Here is a 14,343-nt window from a genome sequence, read left to right on the forward strand (position 1 = left end):
TTTTACAACAATTTAAAATATTGTTATAAACCCTATTATTTAACTGAAGTCCACTTAAAGCTGTACTCAGGTCCTACTAAGTGATAAGTAAAGTTATCCACTTTGTCACTTACAAGTAGGTTTGAAGAACGTTGATAAAGTGGTGCAATTGCTGCGTCCTCTTCAAGAAGAATTCTTTCAGCCTCTGCAAGAGCTTCATAGCGCTCTACTGGTGATTGAGCTAAAGTAGTTTGGGCATCTTTAATAAGTTGGTCATACTTTTCGTTCGAGTAATCCATCTTATTATTTCCGCCACCAGTTAACCAAAGATCTGAGAATGTCATTGGGTCTAAATAGTCAGGTCCCCAACCAGCCATTTGCAGATCATAATCTTGGGCATTTTCACGGTCTAAACGTACACTGAATGGTACACTTTCAACTGTAATTGTGATTCCAGGAAGATTTGTTTCTAGCTGATTTTTTACATATTCAGCAGATTTCTTAGCCGTTTCAGTATCATCAGTTAAATATCTTAACTCAACAGTATCAGTACCTAGTTCTGCTAAAGCAGTCTCCCAAGATTTTTTTGCTTCTTCAACATTGTAAGGTAGTAATTCATTTCCGTTGATCGCACGGAAATCTTCACCTGTTTCATCATTTGTAACAAATTCATTTGGCACAGCGTAATTTGCAACAATCGAACCGTTTGCTAATACACCATTAACAAAGTCTTCTTTATTAATCGCTTGAGCAATTGCTTTACGGGCATTTACATTCTTTAAAGCATCGCTATTTTTTTGGTTCATTTTTAACCAGAAAATAGTAGGCTCTAACCATTTAACTAAGTTTTCGTCACCCTCATATTGAGGTACAACATCAGATGAAAGCTTTCCTGTGATATCAACTTCACCTGTCTCAAATGCATTAGCTGCAGCTTGAGAATCCTTTAATACGTTCCATGTAAGCTTTTCTAATTTTACAGAGTCTGCATCCCAATATTCTGTATTCTTCACATAAGACCATTCAGAATCTGTGCTTCCATCCCACTCAGTTAGAGCAAATGGACCATTGTATAGTATTGTATCTGCAGTAGTAGCGTAGTTTTCACCTTGTTCTTCAACAAATTTTTGATTTAATGGATAGAACGTCGGGAAAGCCATTAAAGATTTAAAATAAGGAATTGGTATTTCTAAAGTTACTTCAAGTGTCTTATCATCTACGGCTTTAACACCTAAAGTTGTAATGTCATACTCTTTCTTTTCTGCCGCTGCTGCAGTAATATCAGCTGCTCCTTTAATCTTGCCATCCATCATATATGGACCATATGGAGATGCCATTTCTGGGTCAATCGCACGCTGCCAAGCATAGACAAAATCATGTGCTGTAACAGGATCACCGTTAGACCATTTTGCATCTCTTAATTTGAACGTATACACAGTACCATCTTCGCTTACTTCAGGTTCACCTTCAGCCATACCTTCAACTACTTCTTGATTTGGATCAAGACGGTACAAACCTTCATTCACATTGTTTAATGTCGTAAAACTCACTGTATCCTGAGCCATTACACTATCCATGGAAGGAATAGCTTGTGACTCCAACATTGTTAATTCTTGAGCTACAGTTTCATCAGCAGCCTTTTCATCTTCTTTACCAGCATTATCTCCGCCACCGCAAGCTGCTAAAAATGTGCTAATTGCGAGTACTAAAGATAAAAGTAGAAAAAATTTCGACTTTTTCACTAGTAGACCTCCCCTTCTATATTTTCAGAAAAATAGTTACAATGACTATTATACAGATAATATTATTTTTGTAAATTATTTTTGTAAAAAAATTTTACATTACAGAAATATCTGTATTTTATGTTTATAATTTTTTGTATTTTTTTACAAATACTGTTATATAAGAGTTTATATGGTTTTTAACAATTCATTTTACAGATCGCTGTATAAATATTATCATAAATTGAATAGTATTTAATTCCGGAGTTGATATTTTGAAAAATCAAATCACGAAAGTTCTTCAATTATTTTTAATATCTAATATGATTATCTTCCTTCTTTCCTTGCTAATGTATCGGTCAATCTCTTTGTTGCTCTATATTAATATCTCTTTTTATATAGGTGCTTTATTCATATTTGTATCTTTACTATTATTAACCATAAAAAGCGGTTTTTTCGATCAAGTGACAAAGTCCTTTCGAAAGGTGTTTGCAGGGAAAAACACGACAAAGAAAGAGATTGAAGAAATGACATTGCCGTCGCAGAGCATTTCAATTCAGGTCCTTCCTTTTCTAATGAACGGACTCATCATCCTCGCTTTTATGATGGCAGCATTATACATTCACTACAATTTTTAGTCAGCTTTAAAAGAAACTGATTAACTCCTTCTATAGTTTTAAGACGAAAATAAAAATGGTATAATTTAATAATCGAGTAATAGGAGGAAACATGAATGGAAACCATTTTTTCAGGCATACAACCAAGTGGTACAATTACGCTTGGAAATTATATTGGGGCGTTGAAGCAATTCGTTGAATTACAGGAAGAATATAACTGTTATTTCTGTATTGTCGACCAACATGCCATCACCGTACCCCAAGACCCAGTACAACTACGAAAAAACATCAGAAGCCTTGCAGCTCTTTACTTAGCAGTTGGAATCGATCCAGAAAAAGCGACGCTCTTTATCCAATCAGAAGTACCAGCTCACGCACAGGCAGGCTGGATGCTCCAATGCGTCACATATATCGGGGAATTAGAAAGAATGACTCAATTTAAAGATAAATCACAAGGTAAGGACGCTGTTGTAGCTGGACTACTTACATATCCACCATTAATGGTAGGAGATATTTTGCTATACCAGACAAATTTAGTTCCCGTTGGCGAAGACCAGAAACAGCATTTAGAGCTCACAAGAGATATCGCTGAAAGATTTAACAAAAAATATAACGACATTTTCACCGTACCCGAAGTACGCATTCCAAAAGAAGGCGCTAGGGTAATGTCTCTTCAAGATCCATTGAAAAAAATGAGTAAATCCGATCCGAATCAGAAAGCTTTTATTTCATTATTGGACGAACCAAAACAAATTGAGAAGAAGATTAAAAGTGCTGTGACAGATTCAGAAGGTGTCGTAAAATTTGATAAAGAAAAGAAACCAGGAGTCTCTAATTTATTGACGATTTACTCCATTTTCTCCAATAAAAGCATCGCTGAATTAGAAAAGGAGTACGAAGGAAAAGGTTATGGTGATTTCAAAGGTGATTTAGCTAAAGTTGTTGTTGAAGCACTCGAACCAATCCAGAAGAAATACTACGAATTGATTGATTCTCCACAATTAGATGAAATATTAGATCGTGGAGCAGCAAAGGCTGATGCTGTTGCAAGTAAAATGCTCAAGAAAATGGAGAATGCCATGGGTCTTGGGAGAAAAAGAAAAAGATAACTAAAATAACCGCTTGCCCAATCGGACAAGCGGTTATTTTAGTTTACCCTAGGACCGTGCTCCATCTCCCATAATTTTTCGAAGAAGGGTTGTCCCTTAATTATATTTTCACAAAACTGTTCATGTTTATGCGTCCAGCCATAACGTGTTTCTTCATATAATTGCTGCCAAACTTCCTCAAAGTCCCATTCTTGAATTTCTCCATAACGCTCTGGACACCATTCCGTATACCAATAGCGAATTTCCGCCACATTGTTACAAGCACGAAGTTGATCAAGTGCCATAAACAACAGTTGTTTAAGCTGCCGTTCCTTCCTAGTTAAGCCGTTCATTAATTCAGGCGCCGGTGATAAAATGTGAAATTCCTTTAAGGATGTAGAAAGGTTAAAGGAGTAATCAATTGGCTCATGATTTTCGATCATTTCATATACCAATTGCTCCTGCCTTGGAATCAGTCTACTTTTTCGGATCGGAATGTTATATCCGATCGTATCAACGACAAGAATGTTCATGCCATCGGTTACAATAAAGCAATACTCAAGCTGAATCCGCTCATGATTTTTTCGCAAATACGCCTTTTGATAGATGTCATCTAACAGCTGCTGTGGCAATTCTGCTAAGTCATTTTCTATGTAATTAAATAACACCGAACTAACTTTCAATAATGGCACCTGATCGAGTAGCTCTACACCGTCATCCTTACGCCATTCATGGAAGTGACATACATTATATCCATTCTCTTCACCTTCAAACCAATTGACCCAAACATCATGAAGATATAACATGAATCTACCCCTCACTCCTTCAATCAAATACGCCAACACATATAAATGTGAAGTACTTATGCTGAATAAAGTTAACTATTTGTCACTCAGTATGGGCAGTCATAGGTCAATTTATTCCCAAAAATCCCACCTTAAACCAATTTCCTTATATAAACCATTTTCCACCCCTTCATAATTCATCAACCCAAAAGAAAAAGAAAGGATCCGCAAATGCAGATCCTTTCTGAACAAATTAGTTTATTCGGCTTTAAGACCTTCTTCTTGTGTTACAGCTAGGTCCTGAAGATTAGCCCAACCTTCTTCAATTGAGTAATTTTGAACACGGTTGTTCACCGGTACTAAAATGGAACGGTATAAAGTTGGGAATACTGGTACTTCATCAACCATTAATTGTTGCCACTTATCGTATACTTCTTTACGATAGTCTACATCAAATGCTTCTTGAGAAACACCATCCGCTAATAATGCATCATTTTCATCACTTGCATAGCGTGAGAAGTTATAAAGTGCATCACGGCCATATAATCCCCGTGGGTCTACGTCGATACCAACACCCCATGCAGCTTGATAAATATCAACAGCTGGATCATCATCACCATTTTGTCCTACTCTCTCATAGAAAGAGTTAAATTCTTGTAAACGTCCATCTAATAATTCAACCTTAAGACCAATAGCTTCCCAAGCTTGGATATAGTATTGTGCAAGTGGTTCAGCAGTATCTCCACCAGACATTGAAGCAAAGTTAATTACTAACGGTTCACCATTTTTATCTTCACGGATTCCATCACCATCAACATCAGCATATCCTGCTTCATCAAGCAATTCTTTCGCTTTTTCTGGGTCATACGTAAGACCAGCATTTGAATCATCATGGAACTCTGGGTGCGAAGGCGGGATTAACGTCGTCGCATTCCAACGAAGACCATGATAGAACTTTTGACCAACTGTATCATTATCTACTGCATGCCACATAGCTTGACGTAATTTCACGTCACCCATTTTCGCATCCGGATTCGGTTTAACTACTCCAGCTTCTTTATCCCAAGTACCTAATTTAAATCCAATATACGTATAAGCACGGTCAATTTTACCTAACCATTCAACGTTTGATAAATTAGCATTTGCTGGGAATTGATCTACATCAAATGCGCTGACTAAATCTACTTCACCTTTTTGTAGAGCTTGAGCAACAACACTGTTGTTGATTACTTTAATTGTTACAGTGTCAAGTTTTGGTTCTCCACGCCAGTAATCTGGGTTTTTCTTTAAGACAACCGCTTCCCCAGGAGTGATGCTGTCAACAATAAATGGACCAAAACCGATTGGCTTTTGACGCACTTCTGGAGATGAAGAAATATCAGCTACTGCCATATCACCAAAAATATGCTTAGCTAAAGGATATGTCCAAATACTTCCTGTTACTAAAGAAGGTGTTGATTCAATGTATGTGATTTGTAATGTTTTGTCATCTAAAACTTCAATACCTGAAATCGTATCAGCTTCACCTGCGTGATATGCTTCAACTCCTACGATATTTGTGAAATCGGATCCGTAACGAGGACCGTCATAATCTGGATGAGAAATAACTTCGTGAGCAAATAACCAATCTTCAGCCGTTACAGGCTCTCCATCCTGCCAGTTTACATTGTCTTTAATTTGGAATTTGATGGTTACCCCTTTATCAGCCACTTCAGTAGCCTTGTCAGCAGGTAATGTTGCAAGTACATCTGCAGATACTTCATCTAATGGCTCATAAGTAGCAGCACCATCATTTGTATACACATAGTTAGCATCCCAAGTTAGTAAACCTTCATCAAACCAAGATAAAATTTGAGCATCAGGGTCACCAGAATAGAAGTTCCAGTTTAAAGTCCCTTCAAATGCTGTATCAGAAACCAATCCGAAGTTAAGATTTCCACCTTCGATAGCTTCTCCTTCATTTGTTTTTACTTGGCTGAAATCATCGATGGAATATTGTCCATCCTCTTTTTCTTCTGTTTTCTTCTCTGTATCGTCGCCGGAATCTTTAGTAGAATCCTTTTCGCCACCAGAGCAAGCAGCCAATGCAAGTACAAGTACTAGCATCATCGCTAATAGAAGTTTGCTAAATTTAGCTTTCTCCATTCTTGTTGCCTCCCTTTTATCCTCTTCTTTGTCTTGCGTCAGTCGCACGCTTTAGCGCTTGGCCAACATTATTTATACTTAACATCAAGACTAAAATTAGTAATGATGCAGGTACCCAAACCCACCATCTAAATTCAAGTGTTTGCGGGTTTCTTGCATAACTTACAAGAGTCCCTAAACTTGGTGTACTCTCTGGAAAACCAAACCCTAAAAAGGATAATCCAGATTCTAACCCAATATTTGCCGCCAAATTCAATGTCATCGTTACGATGATTAACGAACTTAAATTTGGCAGGACTTGCGTAAACATAATTTTCAAATTTGATGTACCAAGCGTTTTAGAAGCTTGTACATAATCTAGTTCTTTTTCCTGGAGAGCTTTTGAACGAATTAATCGAGCAATCCCCATCCACAAAAATGCGGTCATGATTAATGAAAATGATAGGATGCTATACTTTGGCACAATCGCAACAAACACGATAACAATCATTAAAAAAGGTAAAACTTGGAAAAAATCCAAAATTCTCATCATAATATTGTCAACAGTTCCACCAAAATACCCTGCTACCAATCCATAAATAATACCAATTACTCCTGTCATTAACGTTACCAGAATCCCTATTGTTAGAGAGTTACGTGTACCGATAATTAACTGTCCAAATACATCTCTTCCACCATAGTCAGTCCCAAGAAGAAATTCCTCGGAAGGTGGTTGATGAATGGAGAACAAGTCAACCTTTACGATTTCTCTCACATCCAGTAAAACCGAAGCACCATATACTATAACCATTATGATAATGAGTAGAATTAATGAACTTAATGCTAATTTATCACGTACAATCTCTCGTCCTATAATTCTCCAACCAGAAGGACTCTTTACCACTTCATGTTCTTTCTCAAGTTCTATTTTGTTCGTTTCCATTTTGATCACCTCACAATTTACGATGCTTATTTAATCCGAATACGCGGGTCAACTAGACTAAGAATAATATCTGATAGTAATGCCCCTAGAATCGACAAGATTCCAAATAATAGTACAAGAGAAGTTACAACACTATAGTCACGCATTAATATAGAATTATAGAAAAGTTGTCCCATTCCTGGATAACCAAAGATATTTTCAATAAAGATTGAGCCTCCGATCAATCCAGTAATTTCATATCCAAAAAAAGCAGCAATCGGTAACAGTGAGTTTCTTAAAATATGACGATTGTATACTCGAGATTCTGAAGCTCCTTTTGCTCTTGCTGTTAAAATAAAATCTTTTTGTTTTGTATCAATAATTTCACTACGTAAGTATTGAACGGTCGATACCGTAGTAATTAAAGCCATAGAAAGGGCAGGAAGCAACATATGATAAATCTTACTCATCACATATTCAAACGTCCCTGGAACCAATCCTGGTTTGACACTACCACCAGTAGGGAACCAATCCAAATAGAAACCAAAAAACCATAACATCACCAATGCAAAGATAAATAACGGTGCTGCAAAACCAATGTACGTATAGCCTGTAATTAAACGATCGGCCCATGAATCGTTATAACGACCACTTGTTATTCCAAGAGGAATTGCAATTAAATATGTTAAAAACAGCGTTAACACAGATAGCCAGAATGAATTAATAATTCTTTGCCAAACCAACTCTGTAACTGGCATTTTAAAATGGAAGGACTGACCTAAATCCCCTGTAAATAATCCCCCTACCCATCTAGTATATTGCTCATACCATGGGTCATTTAATCCTAATGCTTCACGTTTTTCAGCAATTGTATTTGGGTCTATATTCGGGTCTATCATTCCAGTTAAGGCATCCCCCGGCATCATTTTCGCTAGAATAAATACAATAAGGCTTAGTAAAATCACTTGTGGAATCATAATTATGATTCGCCGTATAGAAAATTTCCACATAACAATCAACCTTTCTCAGGCAAAGCCACTAGATGTGTATCGGATACGGGCTGCAATGGATAGGCTAAGCCCTCGTCATCAAAGTATTGATTATATGCCTGTTCATACTCGTTCTTTACTTCTTGTCTGAATTGCAAATGCTTGTCTCGATTTCTCGGATTGATATCTGGAATCGCCGCAACTAGTCGCTTCGTGTAAATGTGTTGAGGATTATTAAAAATATCCTCTTTAGTCCCAGCCTCTACGTATCTACCTTTATACATGATGCCAATCTGGTCACACATATGTTTGATAACACCTAAGTCATGACTTATAAACAAATAGGTCAATCCTAATTCCTGCTGTATCTCCTGCATAAAGTTCAAAACTTGAGCTTGCACCGATACATCAAGTGCTGATACTGGCTCGTCCGCAATAATGAGCTTTGGTTTCAACGCAATCGCCCTTGCAATTCCAATCCTTTGTCTTTGACCACCTGAAAACTCATGCGGATACTTGAGGATACTTTCAGGACTTAATCCGACTAGTTCCAATAATTCTTGGACTCTCTTCGTCTCTTCTCCCTTTGTAAGTTTTTCATAGTTTCGTAGCGGTTCAGAAATGATATCAATTACACGTTTTTTTGGATTTAATGAAGAATATGGATCCTGAAAAATCATTTGAATATCTCTGCGAACATCCTTACTTGCACTTGCTATATTCGTAATATCTTGTCCCTCGAATAAAACTTGTCCAGAAGTAATCTTATTTAATCCAATAATGGCACGACCAGTCGTTGTTTTTCCTGAGCCAGATTCACCAACCAAACCATACGTTTTGCCTTTTTCAATCGATAAATTGACCCCATCTACCGCTTTGACATGGCCTAGCGTCCTGCCAAAAAGGCCTCCTTTAACAGGAAAGTGAACCTTCAAGTCCTTTACTTCAAGATATGACATGCTGCTTACCCTCCTTATCTCCATCAGGAAAATGAAAATCCTTATAGCAGGTGCAGCGAACAAAGTGACCAGGACTTACTTCGTGCAATTCTGGATTCTTTTCATGCGCAGAATCTGGAATCCACGGAATTCTCGCACCAAAGCGACAACCCTCTCTCGGCAGGTTCTGCAATGCTGGAACCACTCCCTGAATGACATGCAGTGTTGATTGTTCTTCCGTTGTAGGTACTGAATTCAAGAGTGACCTTGTATACGGATGTAATGGATTTTCAAATAATGTATAGACATCAGCGATTTCAACGATTTGACCTGCGTACATAACCGCTACTCGATCAGCCATTTCTGCAACTACCCCTAAATCGTGGGTGATAAGAATAACGCCCGCTCCTGATTCCTCTTTTAAATCCTTAATTAAATCAAGAATTTGCGATTGAATCGTAACATCAAGCGCTGTTGTTGGTTCATCAGCAATCAACAACTCAGGATTATTAGCGATCGCCATGGCAATGACAACCCTTTGTCTCATTCCACCTGATAATTCATGAGGGAATTGATTAAAAACATGTTCAGGGCGAGGGATCCCAACTTTATTCAATAATTCTATTACTTTAGTCTTTCTCTTTTCAGCAGACTGTGTACCGTGAATCAGTAGGATTTCTCCAATTTGTTCCCCTATAACCATCAGTGGATTTAAAGCAGTTAAAGGATCCTGGAAAATCATTCCCATGTCCTTCCCACGCAGTTTATTTAATTTGTTTATCGGTAAGTTCGTAATATTCTGACCTTTAAAAAGGATATCTCCTTCAATCTTCGCTCTACTATGAAGATTCATGATTGAAAAAGCTAAAGCACTTTTTCCACATCCAGATTCACCCACAATGGCGAGTAGTTCATTTTTATTTACGGATAAAGATACTCCATCGACCGCTGCATAGTAGTCATCTTTTATTCGAAAAGATGTTCTAAGATTATCTATTTTTAAGATTGGCTCGCTCAAATTAATCCCCCTAACCCTTCACATGAAACTTATATTTGAATAGTAAAATATAGATTTAGACCCAACAGTTATTTTTTGAAGGCACATTTATAATCTTTCGTGTACCGGCTATTCAAATTATTCTGTTTATTCGTTTGTTTGATTAAAATATTATTACAATCTTATTTAAATAGCAAGAGTTTTTTTACAATTATTAAATTTCTCTTAATTGGTAACTTTCTAAAATCCCTTTAAATCAATCATTTCCAATAGATTCCATTTATTTCACTTTATGAAATATTCGGAATTCGAATAAAAATTTACTTTTGCGGAAAAACTTCCATCTTTAGGAATTACTTTTGTAAGGTGATATCCAATTGCATATCCTAGTAATCTTGGATATCCTCTTCCTCCGAATAAAATTTGGTCATGAAGCCCTTCTTCTCTTTTGGTTGCGATAATTTCATTTCGGAGTTCATCCCAATATTGTTCTAATTCTTTTTCAGAATAATACTGACACCATTTTGCCAGATATTTTTCTCCGCAGTAATACTCCACAGCGTGTTCAGCTAATCCTTCTAAAATAATCGAATCTAGTAAAGTATATTCCTTCATTTTTTTTCTATGTTTATTGATTCTACAAACATGGTGATATTCATGGACAAATAGGGCTTCTATCTCTTTTATATCTTCTAGTGGAGAAAGAAAAAGGAAGATGCTTTTTTTAAAAGATACCCCACCTTTATCTGCAAAGTTGCTTTGAATAGGAAATATATAAATTTCAACTTCAGGTCCTTTCCACCGTTTTTGATATTTGCGGAAAAGCCTTGCTACTTCTTCCCAAACCTTGTTCTCTTGAATGTCTTGAAAATATCCCCATGTTCGCCGATTCGGCCTATACATACCAAACTGGACTAAGTAAGAATATAAGAGGGGTTTACTTGAATCGATTTGTCGACATATTTTTTTCGGGTCATCAAAATTCTCCTCCAACCATTTATCTGTCCGCACTACTCCCATTCCTCCACCTCCGTTTTTTCTTTAGTTTATGAATTTAAAATGCAAAAAGAGACTGCAGTTAAGCCTGATGAATCTCGACTTAGTAAACTGCAGTCCCTTTAATTATCGGATCCTCCGTCATAATATCCGCTTTTAAGATGCCTTTCGATTTGCGCTCTATCTGTGTAAGCTAGTCGTGTTATCGTAACCGATACAAAAATCAACATAACATAAAAATTTGATACATTTAAAAGAACGACTCATGAAACATACTGTCTCTAAACACAAAAAAAGGACGCCCTATCTAATAGGACATCCTCTTGTCTCTCTATGATGACTATTCATACTTACGAAAAACGATGGTTGCGTTGTGGCCGCCGAAGCCTAAGGAATTACTTAGGGCTGCCTGGACTTCCTGCTTTCTTGCTTCATTTGGTACGTAATCAAGATCACATTCTGGATCTGGTGTTTGCAAATTGATCGTTGGTGGTAATACTGCATCTCTTAAGGATAGAACTGTGAAGATCGCTTCCACACCACCAGCTGCACCTAACAAGTGACCTGTCATTGATTTTGTTGAGCTCACTGCTAGTTTATAAGCATGCTCACCAAACACCTCTTTGATCGCTAATGTTTCAAATTTATCGTTATAATCCGTGCTTGTACCATGGGCATTAATATAACCAATATCCTCTGGCTTCAATTCAGCATCCTCGATCGCCATTTTCATTGCGCGAGCTCCGCCTTCTCCTCCAGGTGCTGGTGCAGTGATATGGTAAGCATCACCCGTCGCACCATAGCCAACGATTTCAGCATAAATTTTTGCACCACGAGCTAACGCATGCTCTAGTTCCTCAAGGACAACAATTCCAGCTCCTTCTCCCATGACAAAACCGTCTCGATTTAAATCAAATGGACGACTTGCTGTACTTGGATCTGGATTAGTTGACAATGCTTTATTGGCACAGAATCCAGCCATCGCCATTCTCGAAATTGGCGCTTCTGAGCCACCGGTTACCATCGCATCCGCCGCACCTCTTTGAATTACTTTAAAAGCATCTCCAATGGAATTCGTACCTGTTGCACAAGCCGTAACTGTACAAGAATTAAATCCTCTTGCACCCAGTGTGATAGAAACCTGGCCTGCTGCCATATCTGGGATCATCATTGGTACGAAAAAGGGACTTACTCTTCGATAACCTTTATTTAAAAATGTTTCAAACTGATTCTCGAAAGTTTCCATTCCGCCAATCCCTGAACCGATCCACACGCCTACTCGATGAGAATTGTCATCATTAATATCAAGACCAGCATCCTTCACAGCCATTACTGAAGCTGCGACAGCATAGTGAGTGAAACGATCCATTTTTCTAGCATCTTTTTTATCAATATATTCTTCTACATTAAAGTCCTTCACTTCTGCGACAACCTTCGCAGGGTAATCATCTGGGTTCAATCTTGTTAAAACTCCGACACCAGAGACTCCTTCTTGAATCTTTTTCCACGTTGTTTCCGCATCATTTCCGAGTGGAGTTACGGCACCAATTCCTGTTACAACTACTCTTCGTTTCGTCATTATTTCCATCTCCTTTGCACAAAAAATAGGAATTTATTTTCCCCATCTTAATGCTATCGCGCCCCAAGTTAAGCCACCGCCGAAGCCAACCATAACAATAACATCATCATCCTTGATTTTTCCATTCTCCAGCTCTTCGACGATTGAAATCGGAATCGAAGCTGCAGAAGTATTTCCATATTTATGAACGGTTTTTGACATCTTTTCTAACGGAAGTTCCAATCTTTCTCTAGAAGCTTCCATGATTCGAATGTTAGCCTGATGAGGAATAAGCATATCAACATCTTCCTTCGTTAATCCTGCTTTCGCTAACACATTTACACTACTTTCACCCATCTGACGCACAGCAAATTTAAATACTTCTCTACCATTCATAATAATATATTCGTCTTGATAGAGGAATTTTCCTCCTGTGCCATCAGCTCCTAATTCAAATGCTAAAATTCCACGATTATCAGAAACTTGGCCAATTACTGCAGCACCTGCACCGTCACCAAACAATACAGCCGTCCCACGATCATCCCAGTCTGTAATCTTCGATAATTTTTCTACACCTACTACTAGGACATATTTATACGTTCCACTTTCAACAAATTGCTTTGCTGTCACCATTCCATACATAAAGCCAGCACATGCAGCACTAATGTCCATTGCTGCTGCATTCACTGCGCCAAGTTTTTCTTGAATCCTGCAAGAAACAGATGGGAATGGCGCATCTGGAGTAACCGTTGCAACTAAAATAAGTCCAATCTCTTCTGGAGAAATGTTAGCATCCTTCATTGCTGCTTTTGCAGCTCGGTATGCCATATCAGATGTGTCAATATCATCATCTGCTATTCTTCTTTCTTCAATTCCTGTTCTTGTTCTGATCCATTCATCAGAGGTATCCATTTTCTTTTCCAAATCAGCATTGGTTACGATATTTTCTGGAAGATACCTACCTATTCCTACAACTCCTGCGTTCATCCCTAATCTCCTTTCATCTTAAAAAAAGATGTAAGATTTTTAATAACTCCCACTTAGATGGGATATTTCTTGTCTCATCATTTTTATTATCAATTATTATGACTTGGTACTAATTATTTTATCAAGAGAGATTCAATCGTGCAACTTTTTTAATTTGATCCTTTATCTTGAGTGGATGATTAAGAGTTATGACACCCTCTCTTTCTTTCATTTTCCACATTTGTCTATACAATTATTAATTTGAGGAATAAATTATATCGAGGGAGGTGCCTTAAAATGGCGGAAGACAAAGTACAACGTGAAGAAGTTGATCGTTTCTCAAGATTCATGTTTGGAGAACGTCACACTTCCTCTTTCGAAGAACCGGAAAAAAGGGAAAAAGAAGATTGGGACTGGATTCTTGGTAGTAGGGAAAGTCATACAGAAGAAGAGCAGAACAACAAAAGTACATTAAATGGATTTAATAAAACGATTGATGAGTTTTTACAAAAAGTAGACTATATGGAAGTGATGAACCATATCGATACACTAATGACTTCAACAAAGGAGTTAAAACCATTATTAACTAAGCTAAAGCCACTCCTAGAAAATTTTTTATCGAAAAAATAGTGGATAAAAAAACTGCCTATCCATTGAACAGGC

Annotated in this window: 13 protein-coding genes; 3 read left to right on the forward strand and 10 right to left on the reverse strand. The window is 37.5% G+C overall.

The genetic code is table 11. The features are described 5' to 3' along the window. Nucleotides 1-35: 35 nt before the first annotated feature. Nucleotides 36-1,721, reverse strand: a complete 1,686-nt coding sequence (locus BMSHG_RS04450; protein WP_019153238.1) for a peptide ABC transporter substrate-binding protein — start codon at nt 1,719-1,721, stop codon at nt 36-38. 254 nt (nt 1,722-1,975) lie between these two features. Here BMSHG_RS04450 and BMSHG_RS27010 point away from each other — a divergent pair, with 254 nt between their 5' ends. Both BMSHG_RS27010 and trpS read left to right on the forward strand, forming a co-directional pair. Then, complete coding sequence (locus BMSHG_RS27010; RefSeq protein WP_019153239.1) at nt 1,976-2,338, forward strand: DUF3899 domain-containing protein; 363 nt, start codon at nt 1,976-1,978, stop codon at nt 2,336-2,338. 95 nt (nt 2,339-2,433) lie between these two features. Then, nucleotides 2,434-3,426, forward strand: a complete 993-nt coding sequence (gene trpS, locus BMSHG_RS04460) for a tryptophan--tRNA ligase (RefSeq protein WP_019153240.1) — start codon at nt 2,434-2,436, stop codon at nt 3,424-3,426. 38 nt (nt 3,427-3,464) lie between these two features. Here the strand turns inward: trpS and BMSHG_RS04465 are convergent, their stop codons facing one another. The 9 genes from BMSHG_RS04465 to BMSHG_RS04505 all read right to left on the reverse strand — a co-directional run bounded on the left by BMSHG_RS04465 (nt 3,465) and on the right by BMSHG_RS04505 (nt 13,701). After that, nucleotides 3,465-4,211 (reverse strand): YjbA family protein, encoded by a 747-nt coding sequence (locus BMSHG_RS04465; protein ID WP_019153241.1) that lies wholly within the window; start codon nt 4,209-4,211, stop codon nt 3,465-3,467. Between the two features lie 237 nt (nt 4,212-4,448). Then, nucleotides 4,449-6,335: an oligopeptide ABC transporter substrate-binding protein gene (locus tag BMSHG_RS04470; protein WP_019153242.1), complete on the reverse strand. Its 1,887-nt coding sequence runs from the start codon at nt 6,333-6,335 to the stop codon at nt 4,449-4,451. 16 nt (nt 6,336-6,351) lie between these two features. After that, nucleotides 6,352-7,257: an ABC transporter permease gene (locus BMSHG_RS04475; protein WP_019153243.1), complete on the reverse strand. Its 906-nt coding sequence runs from the start codon at nt 7,255-7,257 to the stop codon at nt 6,352-6,354. A gap of 26 nt (nt 7,258-7,283) precedes the next feature. Then, on the reverse strand, nt 7,284-8,246 hold the full coding sequence (opp4B, locus tag BMSHG_RS04480) for an oligopeptide ABC transporter permease (protein WP_019153244.1): 963 nt from the start codon (nt 8,244-8,246) through the stop codon (nt 7,284-7,286). Between the two features lie 5 nt (nt 8,247-8,251). Beyond that, a complete protein-coding gene (locus tag BMSHG_RS04485) occupies nt 8,252-9,184 on the reverse strand; it encodes an ABC transporter ATP-binding protein (RefSeq protein WP_019153245.1) in 933 nt (310 codons plus the stop codon). Further along, nucleotides 9,171-10,181 carry an ABC transporter ATP-binding protein gene (locus BMSHG_RS04490; protein ID WP_019153246.1) on the reverse strand — a complete coding sequence of 337 codons (1,011 nt, stop codon included), beginning with the start codon at nt 10,179-10,181 and terminating at the stop codon, nt 9,171-9,173. Before BMSHG_RS04490 ends, BMSHG_RS04485 begins: the two co-directional genes overlap by 14 nt. Nucleotides 10,182-10,445: 264 nt before the next feature. After that, nucleotides 10,446-11,180 carry a DUF2268 domain-containing protein gene (locus tag BMSHG_RS04495; protein WP_019153247.1) on the reverse strand — a complete coding sequence of 245 codons (735 nt, stop codon included), beginning with the start codon at nt 11,178-11,180 and terminating at the stop codon, nt 10,446-10,448. 316 nt (nt 11,181-11,496) lie between these two features. Then, nucleotides 11,497-12,735, reverse strand: a complete 1,239-nt coding sequence (gene fabF, locus BMSHG_RS04500) for a beta-ketoacyl-ACP synthase II (protein WP_019153248.1) — start codon at nt 12,733-12,735, stop codon at nt 11,497-11,499. Between the two features lie 33 nt (nt 12,736-12,768). Beyond that, on the reverse strand, nt 12,769-13,701 hold the full coding sequence (locus BMSHG_RS04505; RefSeq protein WP_019153249.1) for a beta-ketoacyl-ACP synthase III: 933 nt from the start codon (nt 13,699-13,701) through the stop codon (nt 12,769-12,771). A gap of 276 nt (nt 13,702-13,977) precedes the next feature. Between BMSHG_RS04505 and BMSHG_RS25710 the strand changes: the two genes are divergently transcribed. Continuing rightward, on the forward strand, nt 13,978-14,310 hold the full coding sequence (locus BMSHG_RS25710) for a hypothetical protein (RefSeq protein WP_019153250.1): 333 nt from the start codon (nt 13,978-13,980) through the stop codon (nt 14,308-14,310). Nucleotides 14,311-14,343: the final 33 nt, after the last annotated feature.

Origin of the sequence: Robertmurraya massiliosenegalensis JC6, from assembly GCF_000311725.1 — a bacterium.
Lineage (GTDB): Bacteria > Bacillota > Bacilli > Bacillales > Cytobacillaceae > Robertmurraya > Robertmurraya massiliosenegalensis.

Bases quoted from the DNA above. Each gene is read 5' to 3' on its own strand.
- BMSHG_RS04470 (WP_019153242.1), bottom strand. From the start codon at position 6,335: ATGGAGAAAGCTAAATTTAGCAAACTTCTATTAGCGATGATGCTAGTA.
- BMSHG_RS04485 (WP_019153245.1), bottom strand. From the start codon at position 9,184: ATGTCATATCTTGAAGTAAAGGACTTGAAGGTTCACTTTCCTGTTAAA.
- BMSHG_RS04505 (WP_019153249.1), bottom strand. From the start codon at position 13,701: ATGAACGCAGGAGTTGTAGGAATAGGTAGGTATCTTCCAGAAAATATC.
- BMSHG_RS04495 (WP_019153247.1), bottom strand. From the start codon at position 11,180: ATGGGAGTAGTGCGGACAGATAAATGGTTGGAGGAGAATTTTGATGAC.
- fabF (WP_019153248.1), bottom strand. From the start codon at position 12,735: ATGACGAAACGAAGAGTAGTTGTAACAGGAATTGGTGCCGTAACTCCA.
- opp4B (WP_019153244.1), bottom strand. From the start codon at position 8,246: ATGTGGAAATTTTCTATACGGCGAATCATAATTATGATTCCACAAGTG.
- BMSHG_RS25710 (WP_019153250.1), top strand. From the start codon at position 13,978: ATGGCGGAAGACAAAGTACAACGTGAAGAAGTTGATCGTTTCTCAAGA.
- trpS (WP_019153240.1), top strand. From the start codon at position 2,434: ATGGAAACCATTTTTTCAGGCATACAACCAAGTGGTACAATTACGCTT.
- BMSHG_RS04465 (WP_019153241.1), bottom strand. From the start codon at position 4,211: ATGTTATATCTTCATGATGTTTGGGTCAATTGGTTTGAAGGTGAAGAG.
- BMSHG_RS04475 (WP_019153243.1), bottom strand. From the start codon at position 7,257: ATGGAAACGAACAAAATAGAACTTGAGAAAGAACATGAAGTGGTAAAG.